This window comes from Uliginosibacterium sangjuense (genome assembly GCF_059132465.1).
Window position 1 is genome coordinate 865,315 of record NZ_CP101132.1, and the last position, 20,473, is coordinate 885,787.

Sequence of the window (20,473 nt, forward strand, 5' to 3'; positions counted from 1 at the left end):
TCCCATTTGAATATCAGGCCGCGCCCCATTTCATCCGCACCACGCATTCCGCCGCTGCGGGCTTGCTCAATCGCGATGCAGTGCGAGAGATCGCTTGCAGATGAGTGACTTACCCGCGCTATCCCGCACTTGTCCACAGTTTCATCCTCATGAACTGTGGACAAGCCGTGCGCAGCACTCAGCACTCAGCGCTTGTTCTTGGTCTTTCTTGTGTTACGCATCCCGTGCGTGAGGAGCGCTCTCAACCCCTCCCCAGCCCTCCCCTTGTCAGGGGAGGGGGATCGTTCGGGCCCGATGCTGCGGGGCTCCTCCCCTGACAAGGGGAGCTTGGGAGGGTTTGAACGCCGGACCAAAGATCGTGAGCTTCAGAACCCGTTCTCGCGCTGTGGCGAGACGGCGGCCTTGATGGTGGCCTCGGTGAGGTCAGGTGCGCACAGCTCGATGAAGCGATAGGCGAAGCCGCGCAGGTAGTGCCCCTTGCGCACCGCGATGCGCGTGGTGTTGCGCGCGAACAGATGCGAGGCATCGATCAGGCGCAGATCCTGGTCCTTGTCGCGGTGGTAGGCGCCGGGCGCCACGATGCCGATGCCCAGGCCCAGTTCCACGTAGGACTTGATCACATCCGCATCGAGCGCCGACATCACGATGTCCGGCGTCACATTCGCCTCGGCGAAGGCGCGGTCGATCTTGCCGCGCCCGGTGTAACCGCTGTGGTAAGTGATCAGCGGGTACTCGGCGATGTCGGCCAGCGTGATGCCCTGTCGCTCAAGCAGCGGGTGCCCCGCCGGCACCAGCACCGCGTGGTGCCAGTCGTAGTAGGGGAAGGTCACCAGCTCCGGCTCGTTCTCCAGCGCCTCGGTCGCGATGCCGATGTCCGCGTCGCCCGCCAGCAGCAACTGCACGATCTCCTGCGGGCCGCCCTGGTGCAGGGCCAGGTGCACCTTGGGATACTCCCCCTTGAAGGTCTTCACCACGCTGGGTAATGCGTAGCGTGCCTGGGTGTGCGTGGTCGCCACGGTGAGCTGGCCCTGGTCGCGCTGGGTGAACTGGTCGGCCAGCTTCTTGATGTTGCGGGCATCGAGCAGCATGCGCTCGACGATCACCGCCAGCTCCTTGCCCGGCTCCGTCATGCCCAGCAGGCGCTTGCCGCGGCGCACGAAGAGCTCCACGCCCAGCTCGTCCTCCAGGTCCTTGATGTGTTTCGACACGCCGGGCTGCGAGGTGAACAAGGCGTTGGCCACCTCGGTCAGGTTGTAGTTCTGGCGCACCGTCTCGCGGATGATGCGTAGTTGCTGAAAGTTCATGATCAGATTCCTGCGCCGACATAGGCCTCGGGAGCGGCCGGGCTGGGGTGCGGATGTGCGAACACCCGCAGGCGGGACGGCACCAAGCTCACCTCCTGGCCCTCGCGCAACTGCAACTGGACCAGCCGGTCCAGCGTCAGCTCCACCTCATGGTGATGCAGCACGTCGGCCGCATCGCGGCGCTCCAGCTCGACCCGTGCGGTGAGCCCGAAGGCCAGCACGCGCGTGATGCGGGCACGGATACCCCCGGCGGCCAGCAGATCGGGGTCGATGTCCAGCTCATGGGGGCGCGCGAAAGCGATCACCTCGGCACCTGTCGGAATGGCGTCGTCATGGTGGTGCAGGTCATGTTCGCCGACCTGCACGCGCCCGCTGTCGGCCCGCCCGTGGAACAGGTTCACCGCCCCCAGGAAGCCATACACGAAGGGGGTGGCCGGCGTCGACCAGACCTCTTCCGGCGTACCGATCTGCTCCACCTGGCCATGGTTCATCAACACCACCCGGTCGGCCACCTCCAGCGCCTCCTCCTGGTCGTGCGTCACGAAGATGCTGGTGATGTGCAACTCGTCATGCAGGCGCCGCAGCCAGCGGCGCAACTCCTTGCGCACCTTGGCGTCGAGCGCCCCGAAGGGCTCATCGAGCAGCAGCACGCGCGGCTCCACCGCCAGCGCACGGGCCAGCGCGATGCGCTGACGCTGCCCGCCGGAGAGCTGCGAGGGGAAGCGGTCGGCCAGCCAGTCGAGCTGCACCAGCTTGAGCAACTCGGTGACCTTGCGCTTGATCTCCGCCTCGCTGGGCCGCTCGCCGCGCGGCTTCACGCGCAGGCCGAAGGCGATGTTGTCGAACACCGTCATGTGGCGGAACAGCGCGTAGTGCTGGAACACGAAACCGACGTGGCGATCGCGCACATGGGTCTCCGAGGCATTCGTGCCTTCCAGGATCACGCTGCCCGAGTCGGCATGTTCGAGGCCGGCGATGATGCGCAGCAAGGTTGTCTTGCCGCAGCCCGAGGGGCCCAGCAGGGCGACCAGCTCGCCGCTGGGGAAATCCAGCGACACATCGTTCAAGGCGACGAAGCTGCCAAACTGTTTGCGGATGTTCTGGACCTGGATGCTCATGGCGTCTCTTCCTGCGTACTCGTCCGCGCGGCCTGGGCGGCGCGCCACTCGATGAAGGTCTTGATGACCAGGGTGATGAGCGCCAGCAGCGCCAGCAACGAGGCCACCGCGAAGGCGGCCGACCCCTGGTATTCGTTGTAAAGCACCTCGATGTGCAAGGGCATGGTGTTGGTCTCGCCACGGATGCGCCCGCTGACCACGCTGACCGCGCCGAACTCGCCCATGGCGCGCGCATTGCACAGCACCACCCCGTAGATCAGCCCCCACTTCACATTGGGCAGGGTCACGTGCCAGAAGGTCTGCCAGCCATTGGCGCCCAGCACCACGGCCGCCTCTTCCTCCTCCTTGCCCTGCGCCTGCATCAGCGGGATCAGCTCGCGTGCCACGAAGGGGAAGGTCACGAAGATGGTCGCCAGCACGATGCCCGGCACGGCGAACACGATCTTGAGGTCATGCGCCTGCAGCCACTCGCCAAACCAGCCCTGGGCCCCGAAGATCAGCACATAGATCAGGCCCGCGATGACCGGCGAGACGGAGAAGGGCAGGTCGATCAGGGTGATCAGGAACTGCTTGCCGCGGAACTCGAACTTGGCGATGGCCCAGGCCGCCGACACGCCGAACACCAGGTTCACCGGCACCGCGATTGCGGCGGCCAGCAGGGTCAGGCGCACCGAGGCCAGCGCGTCCGGCTCCTGCAGCGCGGCCAGGTAGGCATCCCAGCCCTTGCGGAAGCCCTCGACGAACACGGTCGCCAGCGGCAGCAGCAGGAAGATGGCGAAGAAGGAGAGCGAGACGCCCAGCACCAGCCACTTCACCCAGACCGTGTCGCGCGTGGCCGGGTTGTCCTCGAAGTGTCGCGTGGCGCGGGCGGCACCCAGATGGGCGCCCAGGGTCGCGGTGGCGCCGGCCATCAGATGTCCCTCCCGATGCGGCGTGCAGACCAGGCCTGCAAACCATTGATGACGAACAGCAGCACGAAGGAGAGCAGCAGCATCACCACCGCGATGCCGGTGGCCCCGGCATAGTCGTACTGCTCCAGGCGGGTGATGATCATCAGCGGCGCGATCTCGGAGACCATCGGAATATTGCCCGCGATGAAGATCACCGAGCCGTACTCACCCACGGCGCGCGCGAAAGCCAGCGCGAAGCCGGTGGTCAGCGCCGGCAGCAGGGCCGGCAGGATCACATGGCGCACCGTCTGCCAGCGGCGCGCGCCCAGGCTGGCCGCCGCCTCTTCCAGCTCGGTGTCGAGGTCTTCGAGCACCGGCTGCACTGTGCGCACCACGAAGGGCAGGCCGATGAAGACCAGCGCGATCAGCACGCCCCAGGGGGTGAAGGCGATCCGGATGTCATGCTCGGCGGCGAGGCTGCCGACCCAGCCCCGGGGGGCGTAGATCGCGGTCAGCGCGATGCCCGCCACCGCGGTGGGCAGGGCGAAGGGCAGATCGACCAGGGCATCCACGATCTTGCGGCCGGGAAAGCGGTAACGCACCAGCGACCAGGCGAGCAGCAGGCCGAACACCGCGTTGATCGCCGCCGCCGCCAGCGAGGCGCCGAAGGAGAGGCGGAACGAGGCCAGCACGCGCGGCGAACTGACCGTGTGCCAGAAATGCTCCCAGCCTGCCGAGGCGGTCTTGAAGAACACCGCCGACAGCGGGATCAGCACGATCAGCGACAGGTAGAACAGCGTGTAGCCCAGGCTCAGCTTGAAACCGGGCAGGACTCGCGGGGCTCGACGGGCGAGGGCGGACATGGCTAGGACAGGCGGCTCGAATGCGGCAGGGCCGCGGGATGGGAGCCAGTCTATGCAGCCAGGCTTAGAAGAAGAACTAATAAAACCTGAAATGCTTATTCAAAATTCGGTTAAAGCGGCCTTGCCCGGCGCAAGTGGCATGGCCTGGGGGTGGGCCATGAACGCTTCCCCGGCCCTCGCCTTGTCAGGGGAGGGCCGGGGGAGGGGCCGATGGCGCGCGATGGGCCGTGGCCGGGAGACCCCCCCCATCTCACGGGGCGCGTGGTTCAGATCGCCCAGCGCACCTGCGCCACGCTGTGCCACAGCGAATGGTCGCCGGGCGCCTCGCTCGCCTCGTCGCCCGGGCCCTGGCGCAGCACTTCGCGCAGCACGCGTTCCTCCAGCGCGGCGAACTCGGCACCACGCAGGCGCGGGCGGGGCAGCGGTACGCGCAGGTCCAGCGTGATGTGTCCCTCGTCGATCAGCACGATGCGGTCCGCCAGGGCCACCGCCTCGGCCACATCGTGCGTCACCAGCAGCGCGGTGAAGCCGTGCTCGCGCCACAGGCGTTCGATCAGCGCATGCATCTCGATGCGGGTCAGCGCGTCGAGCGCGCCGAGCGGCTCGTCCAGCAGGAGCAGGCGGGGCTGGTGCACCAGCGCGCGAGCCAGGGCCACGCGCTGGCGCTGACCGCCCGACAGCCGCGCCGGCCATTCGCCCGCACGGTCCGCGAGACCGACTTCGCCCAGCACGGTGTGCGCCAGCGCCTGCGCCTCGGTGGGCAGGCCCAGCGCCACGTTGGCCAGCACGCGGCGCCAGGGCAGCAGGCGTGAGTCCTGGAACATGATGCGGGTGTCATGGCGTGCGTCGGTCGTCTCGCCGTCGTAGAAGAGCTGGCCGCCCTGTGCCTGCTCCAGCCCCGCGACGAGACGCAGCAGGGTGCTCTTGCCGCAGCCGCTGCGGCCCACGATGGCGACGAATTCGCCCGGCGCGATATCCAGGCTCACCGCCTTGAGCACTGCGCGCTCGCCGTAGCGTTTGACGAGGCCTTCGATGCGCAGCGCCACGCCGCGCGTGTTGGCGGGCGCGGTGGCGGCAATGACGGCATGTTCGATCGGATGGGTATGCATGTCTTGGTCCTCAGGCGGATTGGTAGCCGGGGTGCCAGCGCAGCCAGAGGCGCTCCAGGCCGCGCGCGATCAGGTCGGCCAGTTTGCCGAGCAGGGCGTACATCAGGATGCCGACCAGCACGACATCGGTGCGCAGGAACTCGCGCGCATTCATCGTCATGTAACCGATGCCCGCCGTGGCCGAGATGGTCTCCGCCACGATCAGCAGCACCCACATCAGGCCCAGCGAGAAGCGCACGCCGACCAGGATGGAGGACAGCGCGCCGGGCAGGATCACCTCGCGATAGAGCTGCCAGCGTGTCAGGCCGTAACTCTTCGCCATCTCGATCAGGCCGGGGTCGACCGAGCGGATGCCGTGGAAGGTGTTGAGGTAGACCGGGAAGAACACGCCGATGGACACGATGAACAGCTTGGCTGCCTCGTCGATGCCGAACCACAGGATGACCAGCGGGATCAGCGCCAGCGGCGGGATGTTGCGCAGCATCTGCAGGCTGGTGTCGAGCAGGGTCTCCAGTTGGCGCAGGCTGCCGGTGGCCAGGCCCAGCAGCAGGCCGAGGCCGCCGCCGATGGCGAAGCCCACCAGGGCACGCCGCGTGCTGACCAGCACGTGGTCCAGCAACTCGCCGCTGAGGGCCAGCGCCCACGCGGCCTGCGCGATGCTGGAGGGGGCCGGCAGCACGCGTACCGAGATGAGGCCGGTCTGGGCCAGGCCCTGCCACAGCAGCAGCAGGCCCAGCGGCGGCAACCAGGGGATGAGCACCCGCCAGCGCGAGGAGGAGGTGTCAGTCATGTCTGCCTCCTCAGCTCTGCGCGGCCTGGCGCGGGATCTGATCGATCGCCACCACCTCGCCGAAGGGGCCGGCCAGCTTGCGGCCCGGCAGGGCTTCCGGCTGCCCGTGTGCCAGCGGCAGCAGCGGAAACACCAGTTCGGCGAAGCGATAAGCCTCTTCCAGATGCGGGTAGCCGGACAGCACGAAGGCCTCCGCCCCGGCCGCCTGGTACTCGCGCAGCTTGGCGGCCACCTGCTGCGGGTTGCCCACGATGGCCGTGCCCGCACCACCGCGCACCAGGCCCACGCCGGCCCACAGATGCGGGTGGATCTCCAGCTCGGCGCGGGTGCGGCCGCTGCCGCGCTTGTGCAGCGCGGCCATGCGCCGCTGGCCCTCCGAGTCCATGCGGGAGAAGCTGGCCTGGGCGCGGGCGATGGTGTCGTCGTCGAGGCGGCTGATCAGTGTGTCGGCGGCAGCCCAGGCTTCTTCTTCCGTCTCGCGCACGATCACATGCAGGCGCACGCCGAACTTGACCGTGCGACCGTGCCTGGCTGCGCGGGCGCGCACGTCGTCGAACTTCTTCTTCACGTCCTCGGGGGGCTCGCCCCAGGACAGATAGGTTTCCACCTGCTCGGCCGCCAGCTCATGTGCAGCCTCGGACGAGCCGCCGAACCACACGGGCGGGTGTGGCTGCTGCACCGGCGGGTAGAGCAGCTTGGCGCCTTTCACGAAGAGGTGGCGGCCCTGGTAGTCGAAGGATTCGCCGGCATGGCTGCGGCTCAGGATCTCGCGCCAGATGCGGATGAACTCTGTCGAGGCCTCGTAGCGCTGCGCGTGCGTGGTGGTCACGCCATCGCCCTCCAGTTCGCTGGCGTCGCCGCCGGTGACCAGGTTGATCAGCAGGCGACCGCCGGAGAGGCGATCGAAGGTGGCGGCCATGCGCGCGGCCAATGCAGGTTGATGCAGCCCCGGTCGCACCGCCACCAGGAAGCGCAACTGCCGCGTCTCGCCGATCAGGCTGGCGGTCACCACCCAGGGGTCTTCGCAGGAGCGGCCGGTGGGCGTGAGCACACCGTAGTAGCCCAGGCGGTCCGCCGCCTGCGCGACCTGGCGCAGGTAATCGTGATTGACTTCGCGGGCACCTTCGGTGGTGCCGAGATAACGGCTGTCGCCATGCGTGGGCAGAAACCACAGTACTTTCATGTCATATCTCCGGGATGAGGGAGCGACGCGGGCGCTGTCGCGGCAGGAGCCTGCAGCGCGCACCCGCGCCTATTTGTTGGCCAGGCGGGTGCCGGACGGCCACACCGCATCCGCGACCCTGATCGGGGCGGGAATCAGGCGCGCCTGGTGAAAGGTGTCGGCGACCACCTGCTGCTCGGCGACGATGTCGGGCGTGAGCGGCTGGACCAGCGAGCCGGGCCGGCGCGCGACGAAGCGCTCCACCACGGCCGGTTCCAGCCCGAGCAGGCGGGTGATGAGTTGAGCCGTGTCCTGCGGGCGCAAGGCGGCGGTGGAGACCTTGTTCAGCTCCTCCAGCAGGGCGCCCACCGTGCTGGGGTGCTGGCGTGTCAGGCGGCTGCTCGCCAGGTAGAAGGAGTTGTTGCTGGTCAGTCCCTTGCTGGTCGTCAGCACCCGCGCCTTGCCGGAGAGTTCGATCGCGGCGTAGTAGGGGTCCCACACCGTCCAGGCGTCCACGTTGCCGCCCTCGAAGGCAGCGCGTGCATCGGCCGGCTGCAGGTACAGCGGCTGGATGTCGGCCAGCGTGAGGCCGGCCCGGCGCAGCGCCTGCGCCGTCAGGAAATGCGCGCTGCTGCCCTTGGTGAAGGCGACGCGCTTGCCCTTCAGATCCTCCAGTGAGCGGATCGGCGAGTTCGCCGGCACCAGCACCGCCGAACCCTCGGGGGCCGGCGATTCGTAGGCCACATACACGAGGTCCTTGCTGGCAGCCTGGGCGAATACCGGGGGCGAGTCGCCAGTGGCGCCAAGGTCGATGCTGCCGACGGCCAGCGCCTCCAGCAGTGGCGGCCCGGCCGGGAACTCGACCCAACTGAGCTTCGTGCCCTTGAGGCGTTGCTCCAGGCGCCCGCTTTCCTTCAGCACCACGAGGGCCAGCGAGCCTTTCTGGAAGCCGATGCGCAACTCGGCGGGATGAGGGGCTTGCGCCTGCGCGGGCGACGCCAGGGCGAGCAGGCCTGCGGCGAGCAGGCCGGACAAGGTCCGGATCAGATTCTGCATGGCGGGGTTCTCTCTGTTGTGGTGTGTGTGGTGGAGGGCTTCACAGCAGGCTGGCCGGCGCCGCATCCTTGATGCGCAGGCGGGTCGGGATCAGCTTGAGTTCGAAGAAGGTGTCGGCGATCTTCTGCTGGGAATCCAGCGCCTCTTCGGTGATGGCACGCACGCCATGGATGTAGCGCGGCAGGGCGCGTTCCAGCACCGCCACCTCCAGGCCTTGCAGCGGGGCCAGCAGGCGCGCCGCCTCCTTGGTGTTCTGGGCGATGAACTGGCCCTTGCGGTTCACCTCGTCGAGCACCGTCTTGAGCACGTCGCCGCGCTTGCTGGCGAAATCCCGTTCGGCGAGGAAGAACTGGTAGTTCTTCACCACGCCCGTGCCATCGGCGATGGCGCGTGCACCCAGTTGATGTTCCGCCGCAGAGGTAAAGGGATCCCAGATGACCCAGGCATCCACCGCGCCACGCTCGAAGGCCGCACGGGCCTCGGCCGGCGGCAGGAAGGAGACCTGCACATCGCTGTACTTGAGACCGTGCTTCTCCAGCAACCTGACCAGCAGGTAGTGCACGTTGGAACCCTTGTTGAGCGCTACGCGCTTGCCCTTGAGCTCGGCCACCGAGCGGATCGGCGAGTCCTTCTGCACCAGGATCGCCTCTGCCGCTGGCGCCTCGCGCTCGTAGCCGACATACACGAAGCGCGCACCGGCGGCCTGGGCGAAGATCGGCGGCGCTTCGCCGACGAAACCGAAGTCGATGGAGCCGACGTTGAGCCCTTCCAGCAGTTGCGGCCCGGCCGGGAACTCGACCCACTTCACCTCCACGCCCAGCTGGGCGAGACGCTTCTCCAGCACGCCATCGCTCTTGAGCAGGGTCAGCGCGGCGGCCGACTTCTGGAAGCCGATGCGCAGCAGTTTCGGGTCGTAGTCCGCATGGGCGGCGAAGGGCAGGCCAGCGGCGAGGCCAAGCAAGGCAGCGAGCAGGTGGCGGCGGGTGGTGCGAATGATGGACATGATGGTTTCCTCTCTGTCTGGGTAGCGGGGCGATTGGGGGGATAGGGTGATAGGGGCGGCGTGCCTACACGCTGTACTGCACGGCCGAGAAGTGAACAGGGGGGTGGTCCTGCTGTTCGCGCAGCAGCAACTCGCGGTCCTGGCTGCGCAGGCGTTCGAGCAGCAGGTTCAAGGTGTCGTCGAAGCGTGTCTGGATCAGGCGGTCGAAGCGCACGCTGCCATCGAGCTGGACTTCGACCTGCGAATCCAGCGCGCTGATTGGCGGAATCACCTCGCGCACGCCCAGTGCAGCGAGCACCGGGCGGATCGTGAAGTCCAGCGCCAGCACGTGCAGGGCGCTGCCGGCGGTGGACACGGGGAGGACCAGCTTGCCCTCCAGCGCCTTCTGCGGCAGCAAGTCGAGGAACAGCTTCAGCAGGCCGCTGTAGGCCGCCTTGTAGATGGGGCTGGCGATCACCACCGCGCGGGCCCGTTCCACCTCTGCGATGGCAGCCTGGATGGCCGGGTGTTGGGCCTGGGCGAGCACCAGGGCGTCGGCGGGCAGGTCGCGGATCGCCAACCAGGTGCTGTCTTCATTCCGCTCATCGAGGCGGCGCCGGACCTCGGCGAGCAGGTGGGCGCTGCGGGAGCTGGCAGAGGGGCTGCCGGAAAGGAAGAGGATGCTCATGGCGTACTCGCGATCGGTGTTGGACTGGGCTCGACTCTAGGTCGTGCTCCACCACCGTGAGAACGAAGAAATCCTGACTTCCATATGCGCAGAAGCATCGTGCCGCCAACGCATGTACGAATATGCATATGTCTTCGCGGCCCCATATGCAGCGAAGGACAAGTTCCTTTTGCGCGCCTGCGGTCCTGCCTAGCCTGAGTGCTTCTGCATACGCACCGGGAAAGAACATGAACGCCCTGATCGTCGGCGCCGACCACATCGAGCCCATCCGGCAGGAACTGGTGCGCCTGGGCGAGGAGCTGGGGATCACGCGGACCGAGCACTGGTCGGGTCGCCATGTCGGCGACCGTCGCCGCCAGGTGTCCTGCGATACACGCCTGATCGTGGTCATCTGTGACCGCTTGAGCCACCCCTTGCTGCATAGCGTGCGGCGACAGGCCGGCCGCCTGGGCGTGCCGGTGATCTACGCGCGTCACTCCCTGGTCGAGCTGCGCGACAAGCTCGGCGCGCTGGGAACGCGCAGCGCGCGCCGCTAGGGCCTGTTCACATTTACCGCGCCGGATTGCGTGGTTCGCTGCGGTCGTTCCAGCCAGGCGCCGCGAGGAAGCCAAGGGTGGTGCCCTTGGCGACGAGCGCAACGCAGCTGGACGGCCGCAGCGAGCCACCCGAAGGGCTGGGGGTGAATGGCTCGCATCTCGGCGTTGCCGCTCCTAGCAAGGCTGACGGCATTGCGTCGTCGCGGCGTCTTGATCTGCGCGCCATTCACCCCCAGCGCAACCGGCGGGGTAATTGTGAACAGGCCCTATGGCGCACCAGCCGGCCGACGCTGCTTGCGGTGCCGGCCTGTCTTGTCGGAAAGGAGGCTGGAGTTGCTGAACACCCGTCAGCGTAATCTGCTGGGCTTGTTGCTCGGACGGCGCGAGTTCCGGGCCGAGGAGGTGGCCGCACTCGACTGCCGGCGCCTGCTGTGCATGCCGGGCGTGGGGCCCAAGAGCGTGGCGATCATCCGGGCCTGGCTGGCCATACAGGGCCTCGACTTGCGCAACGGGGAGGCAGCCTTGCCCGAGGACGCGCTATCGCCGCGCCTGGCACGGCGCCTGGAGCGCGCCGTCGCCCTGTTGCGCCAGCATGGCTACCGGGTCGAGCCGCCCGCTGCGAACGACGCGGACGGGCTCAGGACGCGGCCGGCCGGCCATGCAGCCAGGCCTGCCAGTTGAAGGCCTGGCGGTGCGTGTTGGTGTCGCGGGGCGGCTTGCTGCGCCCCTGCGGGTCCAGCGACCCCAGCGGCAGCCCGTCATGCGAGCGACGCAGTTCCTCGAAGATGTCCAGGCCATCGAGCCAGGGGCCGAAACCGGCGTCGACGTTGATGTGCCCGGCTGCGCCGAGATTGATGAAGCGGCTGCCCCAGCGGTCGGCCCACCAGGCCGCACGGGTCAGGCGCATCCAGGGGTCGTTGCTGCTCGCCACGACCACGCTGGGGAAGGGCAGGTGATCGTCGGGCAACATGGGCTCGACCTTGAACTTCTCGGGGTCGGCCGGCGCCACCAGCATCGCGCCCGCGACCTTGTCGCGGTAGTCCCAGGCGGCATGCACGCTGGCCAGGCAGCCGAAGCTGTGGGCCACGATCCACACCTGGCCCTTGGCCTGCGCCAGCGCATGGCGCACCGTGCCGGCCCAGCGCGGCAGATGGGCCTCGTCCCAGTCGCTTTGCGCCACCCGCACGCAGCCGCTGAGCTTGTGCTCGAACCACGTCTGCCAATGCTCGGGACCGCTGCCGTGGAGGCCGGGGACGATCAGGATCGTGCTCATGCTGTATGCCTCAAAGAAAGGCTGCCCGCGTGGCGAACACGGGCAGCTTTCCGCCGGATGTGCGGCGCGCTCAGAGCGTCGCGATGGACACCTCGGTCGACTTGACCAGGGCGACGACCTCGCTGCCGATCTTCAGCCCCAGCTCATCGACCGAGCGGGTGGTGATGACCGAGGTCACGATGCCGGACGGGGTGTCGACGTCGATCTCGCTGACGACATCGCCGCGCACGATCTCCTTCACCTTGCCACGGAACTGGTTGCGTACATTGATAGCCTGGATGCTCATGTTCGATTCTCTCTTTGTAGTCGATTGCTTGGGGGAAAGGTTCGGCCTGCCCGCGCTGTGCGGGCAGGCGGCCGTTGATCAGCGCGGGCTGAGCTTGTCGAACAAGCCGCCGTCGGCGAAGTGCGTCTTCTGGGCTTTCTGCCAGCCGCCGAACACCTCGTCGATGGTGATCAGCTTCACCGGGGCGAACTGCTTGGCGTACTTGGCCGCCACCTTCGGGTCGGTCGGTCGGTAGTAGTTCTGCGCCGCGATCTCCTGCCCCACCGGTGAGTACAGGTATTGCAGATAGGCCTCGGCCACCTTGCGCGTGCCCTTCTTGTCGACGACCTTGTCGACCACGGTCACCGGCGGTTCGGCCAGGATCGACAGCGAGGGCGTGACGATCTCGAACTTGTCCGGGCCCAGCTCCTTGATGGCCAGGTAGGCCTCGTTCTCCCACGCGATCAGCACATCACCGATGCCGCGCTCGACGAAGGTGGTGGTCGAACCCCGCGCGCCGGTGTCGAGTACCTTCACATTGGCGAAGATGCGCTTGACGAAGTCCTGCGCGCTGGCGTCATTGCCGCCCGGCTGCTTGAGGGCGTAGGCCCAGGCGGCGAGATAGTTCCAGCGTGCGCCGCCGGAGGTCTTGGGGTTGGGTGTGATGACGTCGATCCCGCTCCGTGCCAGGTCTGGCCAGTCCTTGATCGCCTTCGGGTTGCCCTTGCGCACCAGGAACACGATGGTCGAGGTATAGGGCGAGGAGTTGTGCGGCAGGCGCTTCTGCCAGTCGGCCGGAATCGACTTGGCCTTTTCGGCGATGGCGTCGATGTCGTAAGCGAGGGCCAGGGTCACCACGTCGGCGTCCAGCCCGTCGATCACGGCACGCGCTTGGGCACCGGAACCGCCATGCGAGGCGCGGATGCGCACGTCCTCTCCGGCGGTCGCCTTCCAGTGCTTGGCGAAGGCGGCGTTGAAGTCCTGGTACAACTCACGGGTGGGGTCGTAGGAAACGTTCAACAACGAGACCTGTGCGAACGCGGGGGCGGCCACTGCGAGCGAGAGCAGCGCGGCAAGCAGGGGGCGGCGGGGGAATGCCAACTTCATGACCGGAATCCTTTCTTGACTGTGTTTGTCAGGGAGCGATCACACTGTATGGCGCGGGCTTAATCCGGTAAACGAATGAAAAACGAATTGCTTATTGGGTTTCCATATAACTGGATCAGGAGCGGCAGCATGAAAACACAAACCTTGCGCGGGCTCGAAGGCCACTACGCGGTGGTGCGCCTGCCGCCGGACACCCCAATACCGGCGTGGGCCGACGGTCCTGGCTTCGTCTCCATCAGCCGAACCGATGACGAGCTGTCGGTGGTGTGCCTCGCCGCGCGCGTGCCGGCCGGCGTGCAGACTTCCGGCCCCTGGCAATGCTTCAAGCTGCAGGGGCCATTCGCCTTCGATGAGTACGGCATTCTGCTGTCCATCGTGGCGCCCTTGTCCGATGCCGGGCTGGGCGTCTTCGTGGTGTCCAGCTACGACACGGACCACCTGCTGTTGCAGACGACAGTGGCGGAGCGCGCCATCGCGCTGCTGGAGGCGGCAGGGCACCGCGTCTTGCGCTGACGGAGGCGTCTTGGCCCGTCAGGCTCTGCTTAGGGACGACAGGCCACAAGAAAAAGGCCCGCGGTTTCGCGGGCCTTTTCGTTGGGCAGAGGAGGCGCTCAGGCCTTGTCCTCACCGCCCGTCAGCAGCGGAATACTGCCTTCGGACTGGCTGCCGAGCAGGCCGGTGCCGACGTAGATGCCCAGCTTCTGGCGCGTGTCGGAAATATCGAGGTTGCGCATCGTCAGTTGGCCGATGCGGTCGGCCGGCGTGAAGGCAGCGTCTTCCACCTTCTCCATCGACAGGCGCTCGGGCGCATAGGTCAGGTTCGGGCTCTCGGTGTTGAGGATGCTGTAGTCATTGCCACGGCGCAGCTCCAGCGTCACCTCGCCGGTGATCGGGCGTGCCACCCAGCGTTGCGCGGTCTCGCGCAGCATCAGGGTCTGCGGGTCGAACCAGCGGCCCTGGTACAGCAGGCGGCCCAGCTTCATGCCGTTCATGCGGTACTGCTCGATGGTGTCTTCGTTATGGATGCCGGTCACCAGGCGCTCGTAGACGATGTGCAGCAGCGCCATGCCGGGGGCTTCGTAGATGCCGCGGCTCTTGGCTTCGATGATGCGGTTCTCGATCTGGTCGCACATGCCCAGGCCGTGACGGCCGCCGATGATGTTGGCCTCGTTGAACAGCTCGACCGCGTTGGCGAACGTACGGCCGTTGATGGCCACCGGCACGCCTTCCTCGAAGCGCACCGTCACCGTCTCGGCCTTCACCACGACGTCTTCCTTCCAGAAGGCGACGCCCATGATCGGGTTGACGATGTTGATGCCGGCGTTCAGGAACTCCAGGTCCTTCGCTTCGTGCGTGGCGCCCAGCATGTTGGAGTCGGTCGAGTAGGCCTTCTCCACGCTCATCTTGTAGTCGAAGCCGTTGGCGATGAGGTATTCGCTCATCTCCTTGCGGCCGCCTAGCTCGTCGATGAAGCTCTGGTCCAGCCAGGGCTTGTAGATCTTCAGCGCCGGGTTGGCCAGCAAGCCGTAGCGGTAGAAGCGCTCGATGTCGTTGCCCTTGTAGGTCGAACCGTCGCCCCAGATGTTGACGCCGTCTTCCTTCATCGCCACGACCAGCGCGGTGCCGGTCACGGCACGGCCCAGCGGGGTGGTGTTGAAGTAGGTGGCGCCGCCGCTCTTGATGTGGAAGGCGCCGCACTGGATGGCGGCAATGCCTTCGGCCACCAGCTGCGGGCGGCAGTCGATCAGGCGCGCGATCTCGGCGCCATAGGCCTTGGCCTTGCGCGGGATCTCTTCATAGTCGGACTCGTCCGGCTGGCCGAGGTTGGCAGTGTAGGCACAGGGAATGGCGCCCTTGCCGCGCATCCAGTGCACGGCAGCGGAGGTGTCGAGACCGCCGGAAAAGGCGATGCCGACGCGCTCGCCGGCGGGGATCTTCTGGAGGATGGTTGCAGCCACGTGGACTTCTCGCGCAAAACGGAAAAGCGGGCATTGTAAGCCCGCGGTTCGGTCAAGGCGCAGTCGCCGAGTCGCCCAAGGAGACGGTCGCCGGACCCCGGAAAGCAAAAAGGCCAACTCTCGCGAGTTGGCCTTGGTGCTGAAGGCTTGGTTGCGGGGGCAGGATTTGAACCTGCGACCTTCGGGTTATGAGCCCGACGAGCTGCCAGACTGCTCCACCCCGCGTCAGAGAGGCGAGATTATGGTTTGTGATTTATGGCTTGTCAAGGTTTTCGGACGGACTTCGGTGATATCGAAGCGATCGCCCGGCAGCGGCAGGCCTGCAGGGACTACAGTGAAATCATCGGAAACCCTTCTGTGAGCGGGCGGGAGGCAGCATGAGTCTGCAATGTGGAGCGGGTGCGTGGCCGGGCGGCGGGGTCCGGCCTTGCGCGGTGGCGGGCAGCTTCTACCCGGCCGCGCCTGCAGTGCTGCGCGAGACGGTGGCGGACTATCTGCCAGACGTGGGCGCGGGCGTCGTGCCCAAGGCCTTGGTCGTGCCGCATGCGGGCTACATCTATTCCGGCGCGGTGGCGGGGCAGGCCTACGCCTTGTTGCGCGCGGCGCGGGCCAGCGTGCGCCGCGTGCTGCTGCTGGGCCCGGCGCATCGGGTGGCCTTTGCCGGCATGGCGCTGCCGCAGGCGCGGCGTTTCGCCACGCCGCTGGGCGAGGTCGAGGTGGATCAGGCGACGCTGCAGGCCGCACTGGCCTTGCCCGAGGTGAAGGTCGGCGACCTGCCGCATGCGCAGGAGCATGCGCTGGAGGTGCAGCTCCCCTTCCTGCAGATGGTGCTGGATGAGTTCAGCGTCTTGCCGGTGGTGGTGGGCGAGGTGGCGCCGGCACGCTTGGCGGCCCTGCTCGACTTGTTGTGGGGCGGTCCCGAGACCTTGATCGTGGTCAGTTCCGACCTGTCGCATTACCTGCCATATTCCGCGGCCGTCGAGCGCGACGCCGCCACACTGCGACGCCTCCTGGCGGGGCAGGCCGATCTGCGGCACGACGAGGCCTGCGGCGCGACGCCGCTCAATGGCCTCCTGTTGGCGGCGCGCACGCATGGCCTGCGGGCGGGATTGGTGGCGCAGTGCAATTCGGGCGATACCGCGGGGGATCGCCAGCGCGTGGTCGGCTACGCCGCGCTGCGTTTCGATGAGGAGCCGGGCCATGCCTGATTTGGGTGCCGCCTTGCTGAGCCATGCACGGGCTGCGATCGCGACCCGCCTCGGCGTGCCGGCCGGGGTGCCGCTGGCGCACCCTGCGCTGGACGAGCCTGGCGCCTGCTTCGTGACCCTGACGCGGCACGGTGCGTTGCGCGGTTGCATCGGGCAACTGGAGCCGACGCGCAGTCTGCGTCGCGACGTCGAGGAGAACGCGCAGGCGGCAGCCTTCCGCGATCCGCGCTTTGCACCGCTGACGCCGGCTGAATGGGAGGGGCTGGAGGTGGAAGTGTCGGTGCTGGGCGAGGCGCGCTATCACGCCTGCCCGCGCATCGAGAACGCGCTGGCGCTGATCGAGCCGGGGCGGGATGGGGTGATCCTCTCCGCCGGTGCAAGGCGGGCCACCTTCCTGCCGCAGGTGTGGGCGCAGTTGCCGCAGGCGCGCGACTTCCTCGCGCAATTGCAGCAGAAGGCCGGGTTCGGGCGTGCCTGGCCCGTGGACATGCAGCTCGGGCTGTATCGCGTGGACAAATATGTGGAGCCGGCACATTGAGCCGGACATCGAATGGAGCGGCATGAACAGCAGCATGAGCAAATCTGATCCCGGGTCTCTGGCTAATCCCCATCCCCATACCGATCCCTACCCGGCCCGCTGGTGGCAGGTGCTGCCGGACGGGCGCATCCAGTGCGATCTATGCCCGCGCCTGTGCAAGCTGCGCGATGGCCAGCGCGGCGCCTGCTTCGTGCGCCAGCGTGAGGGCGAGGGGATGGTGTTGACGACCTGGGGGCGCAGCTCGGGTTTCTGCATCGACCCGATCGAGAAGAAGCCGCTCAACCACTTCTACCCGGGCAGCAGCGTGCTGTCCTTCGGTACGGCGGGCTGCAACCTGGCCTGCAAGTTCTGCCAGAACTGGGATGTCTCCAAATCGCGCGACATGGATCGCCTGATGGACCAGGCCACCCCACGGGCCATCGCCGAGGCGGCGCGGCAGCGTGGAGCGGCCAGCGTCGCTTTCACCTACAACGATCCGGTGATCTTCGCCGAGTACGCGATCGACGTGGCCCAGGCCTGTCATGACGAAGGCATCCTGACTGTCGCGGTCAGCGCTGGCTACGTGATGGCGGAGCCGCGGCGTGAGTTCTACGCCCACATGGATGCGACCAACATCGACCTCAAGGGCTTCAGCGAGGACTACTACTTCCGCATGACCGGCGGCCAGCTCGCCCCGGTGCTGGACACCCTGGCCTATGTGCATCACGACACCGACTGCTGGCTGGAGATCACCACCCTGCTGATTCCCGAGGCCAACGACAGCGATGCCGAGATCACCGCGCTGGCACGCTGGGTCGCGCGCGAACTGGGGCCGGAGGTGCCGCTGCACTTCTCCGCCTTCCATCCCGACTACAAGCTCACCGACCGCCCGCCGACCCCGCCCGCCACCTTGCTGCGGGCGCGCCGCATCGCGCAGGAGGAGGGGCTGCGCCACGTCTATACGGGCAATATCCGTGACGAAAGCGGCACGCGAACACACTGTTCGCACTGCGACGCTTGCCTGATCGCCCGCGATGGATATGCAATACGCGCCTACCACTTGTTGCCCGACGGGACCTGCCCGCAGTGCGGGCACCGACTGGCCGGGCGTTTCGGTGAGTACCATGGCAGCTTCGGCAACCGGCGCATCCCGATCCTGATGAACCCACAGTGAGATGAGCGAAGAGAAGAACTACGTCCTGCGGCACACTGACATCCGCATCCAGGCCGAGCGCGTGTGGCTGGATGCGCTGCTGTCCCATTCTCCTGGCGTGCGTGGCCTGGTCATCGTGGCCCTGCCTTACATGGGACGTCTGCGGGAGTCGCGCGAAAACTACGCCGCCGGCCTGCTGCGCGAGGCCGGCTTCGCCACCCTGATCGTCAGCATGCTGACGCCGCACGAGGAGGCGCGCGACCCCGACGTGCGCTTCGATGTGTCCACGTTGCATCAGCGCCTGCAGGCCATTGTGGCCTGGCTCGACCAGCAGCCGGGCCTGGCCGGCCTGCCGCTGGGCCTGCTGGCCGTGTCCACCGTGGTGTCGGCCGGCGTGCGTCTGCTGGTGCGCGACCCGGAGCGCATCAGCGCCCTGGTGAGTCGTGCCGGCCGGGCCGACCTGGCCGGCGCCGATCCGCTGCGCCGCCTGCGTGTGCCCTTCCTGATGCTGGTCCCCGGGGCCGAGCGCGACCTGCGCGCGCCCAGCGAGCAGGCCTATGCGCTGCTCGGCGCGGTCAGGGAATGGAAGCTCTTCGAGCAGGCCAGCGGCGGGTTCATCGAACCCGGTACGCTGGAGGCTGCCGGTCAGGCGGCGCGTGACTGGTTCCTGCGCCACATGCCCGTGGCCGCTGCGGAGGCTACTCCCGGTGCCGCCTCTTCGAACGATGTCCGGTCCTGATCTGCCGGTGGCGGCCTGCGGAGCAGGGGCTTTGCCAGGCGACGTGGATGCCATCGTCTGTGCCACCGGCCAGGGCGAGGCGGGCGGGCTGCCGTGCTTCTCGACCATCCAGGCCGCCTTGGACGCGGCGCCGCCACATGGCGCCTATCGCATCCTGCTGCGCGCCGGGTGCTACCGCGAGAAGCTGGTCATCACCCGGCCCGGGGTCACGCTGATCGGCGAAGGGCCCACGCGCAGCGTGATCCGCTGCGACAAGGTGGCCGACGACCTGTCGCCGCTGGGCCTGCCCTGGGGCACGGCGGGCAGTGGCACGCTGATCGTGCGGGCCGCGGATTTCCAGGCGCACGCGCTGTGCATCCAGAACGGATTCGACTATGCGGCCAACGCCGCCTTGGCCGAGGGGGACCCGCACAAGCGGCGCAACCCGCAAGGCGTGGCGCTGATGCTGGATGAAGGGGCCGACCGCAGCCTGCTGGATGAGGTGCACGTGCTGGGGCAGCAGGACAGCCTGTATGTCGAGGGCGGACGCAGCCTGTTCCGGCGCTGCCTGATTGCGGGCCATGTCGACTTCATCCTGGGCGCCGGGCGTGCGGTGTTCGAGGACTGCGAGCTGCGCAGCCTGCACCGACCGGCGCCGCCGGGCGAGCCGCTGGGCTGGCTGACCGCCGCCAGTACCCCCCGGGCACAGCCGCAGGGGCTGCTGTTCCAGCGCTGCCGGCTCACCCGCGAGAGCGCCGCGGTGGCGGACGGCTCGACCATGCTGGGGCGTCCCTGGCATCCCACCACCAGTTTTCCCGATGGCCGCTATGCCGACCCGGACGCGATTGCCTGCGTGAGCTTCGTCGACTGCTGGATGGATGCGCACATCAGCCCGCAGGGCTGGGACGAGATGGGCGGCTTCGACCGTACGGGGCAACGCGTGATGTTCAGCCCGCGCGAGGCGCGCTTCGGCGAGCTGCGCAGCAGTGGCCCGGGCGCTCACGCCGGCGCGGCACGCCCGCCGCTCGATCCGGCGCAGGCCCGGCCGGAAGATGTGCTGGGCGACTGGCTGCCGCCGCCCGGCTGAGCCCGCGACCGCGCGACTTGCGCTGACGCGGGCGGCGGTCTATGCCGGGAACAGGCCCGTTCCTTCGCTCCCGTCGCGCGCATGTTGTCCATTTCCCCTGTCAGCCCCGCTTCCAGCGATGTCAGCACACTCCGCGAGGTGAGGCGCGGCACCGCCGCCACGACTGAAACCGACCTGGCCGCGCAGCGTGCGTTGCGCGAACTGCAGGAGACCGACCGCAAGGTTCGCGCCCACGAAGCCGCGCACCTCGCCGCCGCCGGCGGGCTGGCCCAGGGCGGCGCCAGCTTCACCATGACGCGCGGATCGGACGGGCGCTACTACGCCACCGGAGGCGAAGTCTCCATCTCCACGTCGGAAGGGCGCGATCCGCAGGACACGCTGGCGCGCGCACGGCAGATCCGTGCCGCTGCGCTGGCCCCGGCCGACCCCTCGCCGCAGGACTATCGCGTCGCGGCACTGGCCTCGCGCATGGAGGCGCAGGCACAGCAGGCATTGGCTGCGGAGGCTGCGGCGGAGTCCTCGCCTCGCGATGCCGCCACGCCCGCAGAGGGCGGCGCGGACCGGGCGCCCCGGCTGGCCGCCACCTATGGCGAACCGGTCGAACCCGGCCGCCTGCTGGACCTGCTGGCCTGAGGCGATCTGTAGCAAGCCGTGTCGGGGCAGGTTGGGCGCGCGGCTGGACGTGCCAA

General features: G+C 67.9%; 23 protein-coding genes and 1 tRNA gene. 9 read left to right on the forward strand and 15 right to left on the reverse strand.

What is annotated here, in order from left to right; translation table 11 throughout:
* Nucleotides 1–365: 365 nt before the first annotated feature.
* From NMB43_RS03940 to ssuE, 10 genes are all read right to left on the reverse strand, one after another.
* Nucleotides 366–1,304, reverse strand: a complete 939-nt coding sequence (locus NMB43_RS03940) for a CysB family HTH-type transcriptional regulator (RefSeq protein ID WP_494350855.1) — start codon at nt 1,302–1,304, stop codon at nt 366–368.
* Nucleotides 1,305–1,306: 2 nt separating this feature from the next.
* Nucleotides 1,307–2,422: a sulfate/molybdate ABC transporter ATP-binding protein gene (locus tag NMB43_RS03945; RefSeq protein ID WP_494350856.1), complete on the reverse strand. Its 1,116-nt coding sequence runs from the start codon at nt 2,420–2,422 to the stop codon at nt 1,307–1,309.
* Nucleotides 2,419–3,333 (reverse strand): sulfate ABC transporter permease subunit CysW, encoded by a 915-nt coding sequence (gene cysW / locus NMB43_RS03950; RefSeq protein ID WP_494350857.1) that lies wholly within the window; start codon nt 3,331–3,333, stop codon nt 2,419–2,421. Before cysW ends, NMB43_RS03945 begins: the two co-directional genes overlap by 4 nt.
* On the reverse strand, nt 3,333–4,175 hold the full coding sequence (gene cysT / locus NMB43_RS03955; protein ID WP_494350858.1) for a sulfate ABC transporter permease subunit CysT: 843 nt from the start codon (nt 4,173–4,175) through the stop codon (nt 3,333–3,335). Before cysT ends, cysW begins: the two co-directional genes overlap by 1 nt.
* Nucleotides 4,176–4,441: 266 nt before the next feature.
* Nucleotides 4,442–5,284 carry an ATP-binding cassette domain-containing protein gene (locus NMB43_RS03960; RefSeq protein WP_494350859.1) on the reverse strand — a complete coding sequence of 281 codons (843 nt, stop codon included), beginning with the start codon at nt 5,282–5,284 and terminating at the stop codon, nt 4,442–4,444.
* 10 nt (nt 5,285–5,294) lie between these two features.
* Nucleotides 5,295–6,074: an aliphatic sulfonate ABC transporter permease SsuC gene (gene ssuC, locus NMB43_RS03965; RefSeq protein ID WP_494350860.1), complete on the reverse strand. Its 780-nt coding sequence runs from the start codon at nt 6,072–6,074 to the stop codon at nt 5,295–5,297.
* A 10-nt stretch (nt 6,075–6,084) separates the two neighbouring features.
* Nucleotides 6,085–7,257: an FMNH2-dependent alkanesulfonate monooxygenase gene (gene ssuD, locus NMB43_RS03970; protein ID WP_494350861.1), complete on the reverse strand. Its 1,173-nt coding sequence runs from the start codon at nt 7,255–7,257 to the stop codon at nt 6,085–6,087.
* A gap of 69 nt (nt 7,258–7,326) precedes the next feature.
* Entirely contained in the window at nt 7,327–8,292 is a 966-nt protein-coding gene (locus tag NMB43_RS03975) for an aliphatic sulfonate ABC transporter substrate-binding protein (RefSeq protein WP_494350862.1), read from the reverse strand.
* 40 nt (nt 8,293–8,332) lie between these two features.
* On the reverse strand, nt 8,333–9,295 hold the full coding sequence (locus NMB43_RS03980; RefSeq protein WP_494350863.1) for a sulfonate ABC transporter substrate-binding protein: 963 nt from the start codon (nt 9,293–9,295) through the stop codon (nt 8,333–8,335).
* Nucleotides 9,296–9,359: 64 nt separating this feature from the next.
* A complete protein-coding gene (ssuE, locus tag NMB43_RS03985; RefSeq protein ID WP_494350864.1) occupies nt 9,360–9,962 on the reverse strand; it encodes an NADPH-dependent FMN reductase in 603 nt (200 codons plus the stop codon).
* 227 nt (nt 9,963–10,189) lie between these two features.
* Between ssuE and NMB43_RS03990 the strand changes: the two genes are divergently transcribed.
* Both NMB43_RS03990 and NMB43_RS03995 read left to right on the forward strand, forming a co-directional pair.
* Nucleotides 10,190–10,498, forward strand: coding sequence for a DUF2325 domain-containing protein (locus NMB43_RS03990; protein WP_494350865.1), 309 nt, complete (start codon nt 10,190–10,192; stop codon nt 10,496–10,498).
* A gap of 333 nt (nt 10,499–10,831) precedes the next feature.
* The gene (locus NMB43_RS03995; protein WP_494350866.1) at nt 10,832–11,179 is read left to right on the forward strand and encodes a hypothetical protein; all 348 of its coding nucleotides are present in this window, start codon (nt 10,832–10,834) and stop codon (nt 11,177–11,179) included.
* On the opposite strand, the gene NMB43_RS04000 is transcribed toward NMB43_RS03995, so the two are convergent.
* From NMB43_RS04000 to NMB43_RS04010, 3 genes are all read right to left on the reverse strand, one after another.
* Nucleotides 11,136–11,771: an RBBP9/YdeN family alpha/beta hydrolase gene (locus NMB43_RS04000; RefSeq protein ID WP_494350867.1), complete on the reverse strand. Its 636-nt coding sequence runs from the start codon at nt 11,769–11,771 to the stop codon at nt 11,136–11,138. The genes NMB43_RS03995 and NMB43_RS04000 overlap by 44 nt on opposite strands.
* Nucleotides 11,772–11,841: 70 nt before the next feature.
* Nucleotides 11,842–12,057 (reverse strand): TOBE domain-containing protein, encoded by a 216-nt coding sequence (locus NMB43_RS04005; RefSeq protein WP_494350868.1) that lies wholly within the window; start codon nt 12,055–12,057, stop codon nt 11,842–11,844.
* A 78-nt stretch (nt 12,058–12,135) separates the two neighbouring features.
* Nucleotides 12,136–13,143, reverse strand: a complete 1,008-nt coding sequence (locus tag NMB43_RS04010) for a sulfate ABC transporter substrate-binding protein (protein WP_494350869.1) — start codon at nt 13,141–13,143, stop codon at nt 12,136–12,138.
* A gap of 129 nt (nt 13,144–13,272) precedes the next feature.
* On the opposite strand from NMB43_RS04010, the gene NMB43_RS04015 reads away from it, so the two are divergent.
* Entirely contained in the window at nt 13,273–13,656 is a 384-nt protein-coding gene (locus NMB43_RS04015) for an ACT domain-containing protein (RefSeq protein WP_494350870.1), read from the forward strand.
* Between the two features lie 98 nt (nt 13,657–13,754).
* Here NMB43_RS04015 and argG read toward each other — a convergent pair whose 3' ends face one another.
* Nucleotides 13,755–15,101, reverse strand: coding sequence for an argininosuccinate synthase (gene argG / locus NMB43_RS04020; protein ID WP_494350871.1), 1,347 nt, complete (start codon nt 15,099–15,101; stop codon nt 13,755–13,757).
* Nucleotides 15,102–15,249: 148 nt separating this feature from the next.
* A tRNA-Met gene (locus NMB43_RS04025) sits at nt 15,250–15,326 on the reverse strand.
* 152 nt (nt 15,327–15,478) lie between these two features.
* On the opposite strand from NMB43_RS04025, the gene amrB reads away from it, so the two are divergent.
* From amrB to NMB43_RS04055, 6 genes are all read left to right on the forward strand, one after another.
* On the forward strand, nt 15,479–16,309 hold the full coding sequence (gene amrB, locus NMB43_RS04030; RefSeq protein ID WP_494350872.1) for an AmmeMemoRadiSam system protein B: 831 nt from the start codon (nt 15,479–15,481) through the stop codon (nt 16,307–16,309).
* Entirely contained in the window at nt 16,302–16,847 is a 546-nt protein-coding gene (gene amrA, locus NMB43_RS04035; RefSeq protein ID WP_494350873.1) for an AmmeMemoRadiSam system protein A, read from the forward strand. Before amrB ends, amrA begins: the two co-directional genes overlap by 8 nt.
* 34 nt (nt 16,848–16,881) lie before the next feature.
* A complete protein-coding gene (gene amrS, locus NMB43_RS04040) occupies nt 16,882–18,000 on the forward strand; it encodes an AmmeMemoRadiSam system radical SAM enzyme (protein ID WP_494350874.1) in 1,119 nt (372 codons plus the stop codon).
* Between the two features lies 1 nt (nt 18,001).
* Nucleotides 18,002–18,718, forward strand: coding sequence for a dienelactone hydrolase family protein (locus NMB43_RS04045; RefSeq protein ID WP_494350875.1), 717 nt, complete (start codon nt 18,002–18,004; stop codon nt 18,716–18,718).
* Nucleotides 18,705–19,784, forward strand: coding sequence for a pectinesterase family protein (locus NMB43_RS04050; protein WP_494350876.1), 1,080 nt, complete (start codon nt 18,705–18,707; stop codon nt 19,782–19,784). Before NMB43_RS04045 ends, NMB43_RS04050 begins: the two co-directional genes overlap by 14 nt.
* A gap of 81 nt (nt 19,785–19,865) precedes the next feature.
* On the forward strand, nt 19,866–20,417 hold the full coding sequence (locus NMB43_RS04055) for a putative metalloprotease CJM1_0395 family protein (protein ID WP_494350877.1): 552 nt from the start codon (nt 19,866–19,868) through the stop codon (nt 20,415–20,417).
* The last annotated feature ends 56 nt before the right edge of the window (nt 20,418–20,473 follow it).

Excerpts from the sequence above, each read along its gene's own strand:
- NMB43_RS03940 (WP_494350855.1), bottom strand. The coding sequence starts at position 1,304 with ATGAACTTTCAGCAACTACGCATCATCCGCGAGACGGTGCGCCAGAAC.
- NMB43_RS03945 (WP_494350856.1), bottom strand. The coding sequence starts at position 2,422 with ATGAGCATCCAGGTCCAGAACATCCGCAAACAGTTTGGCAGCTTCGTC.
- cysW (WP_494350857.1), bottom strand. The coding sequence starts at position 3,333 with ATGGCCGGCGCCACCGCGACCCTGGGCGCCCATCTGGGTGCCGCCCGC.
- cysT (WP_494350858.1), bottom strand. The coding sequence starts at position 4,175 with ATGTCCGCCCTCGCCCGTCGAGCCCCGCGAGTCCTGCCCGGTTTCAAG.
- NMB43_RS03960 (WP_494350859.1), bottom strand. The coding sequence starts at position 5,284 with ATGCATACCCATCCGATCGAACATGCCGTCATTGCCGCCACCGCGCCC.
- ssuC (WP_494350860.1), bottom strand. The coding sequence starts at position 6,074 with ATGACTGACACCTCCTCCTCGCGCTGGCGGGTGCTCATCCCCTGGTTG.
- ssuD (WP_494350861.1), bottom strand. The coding sequence starts at position 7,257 with ATGAAAGTACTGTGGTTTCTGCCCACGCATGGCGACAGCCGTTATCTC.
- NMB43_RS03975 (WP_494350862.1), bottom strand. The coding sequence starts at position 8,292 with ATGCAGAATCTGATCCGGACCTTGTCCGGCCTGCTCGCCGCAGGCCTG.
- NMB43_RS03980 (WP_494350863.1), bottom strand. The coding sequence starts at position 9,295 with ATGTCCATCATTCGCACCACCCGCCGCCACCTGCTCGCTGCCTTGCTT.
- ssuE (WP_494350864.1), bottom strand. The coding sequence starts at position 9,962 with ATGAGCATCCTCTTCCTTTCCGGCAGCCCCTCTGCCAGCTCCCGCAGC.
- NMB43_RS03990 (WP_494350865.1), top strand. The coding sequence starts at position 10,190 with ATGAACGCCCTGATCGTCGGCGCCGACCACATCGAGCCCATCCGGCAG.
- NMB43_RS04000 (WP_494350867.1), bottom strand. The coding sequence starts at position 11,771 with ATGAGCACGATCCTGATCGTCCCCGGCCTCCACGGCAGCGGTCCCGAG.
- NMB43_RS04005 (WP_494350868.1), bottom strand. The coding sequence starts at position 12,057 with ATGAGCATCCAGGCTATCAATGTACGCAACCAGTTCCGTGGCAAGGTG.
- NMB43_RS04010 (WP_494350869.1), bottom strand. The coding sequence starts at position 13,143 with ATGAAGTTGGCATTCCCCCGCCGCCCCCTGCTTGCCGCGCTGCTCTCG.
- NMB43_RS04015 (WP_494350870.1), top strand. The coding sequence starts at position 13,273 with ATGAAAACACAAACCTTGCGCGGGCTCGAAGGCCACTACGCGGTGGTG.
- amrB (WP_494350872.1), top strand. The coding sequence starts at position 15,479 with ATGAGTCTGCAATGTGGAGCGGGTGCGTGGCCGGGCGGCGGGGTCCGG.
- amrA (WP_494350873.1), top strand. The coding sequence starts at position 16,302 with ATGCCTGATTTGGGTGCCGCCTTGCTGAGCCATGCACGGGCTGCGATC.
- amrS (WP_494350874.1), top strand. The coding sequence starts at position 16,882 with ATGAGCAAATCTGATCCCGGGTCTCTGGCTAATCCCCATCCCCATACC.
- NMB43_RS04045 (WP_494350875.1), top strand. The coding sequence starts at position 18,002 with ATGAGCGAAGAGAAGAACTACGTCCTGCGGCACACTGACATCCGCATC.
- NMB43_RS04050 (WP_494350876.1), top strand. The coding sequence starts at position 18,705 with ATGTCCGGTCCTGATCTGCCGGTGGCGGCCTGCGGAGCAGGGGCTTTG.
- NMB43_RS04055 (WP_494350877.1), top strand. The coding sequence starts at position 19,866 with ATGTTGTCCATTTCCCCTGTCAGCCCCGCTTCCAGCGATGTCAGCACA.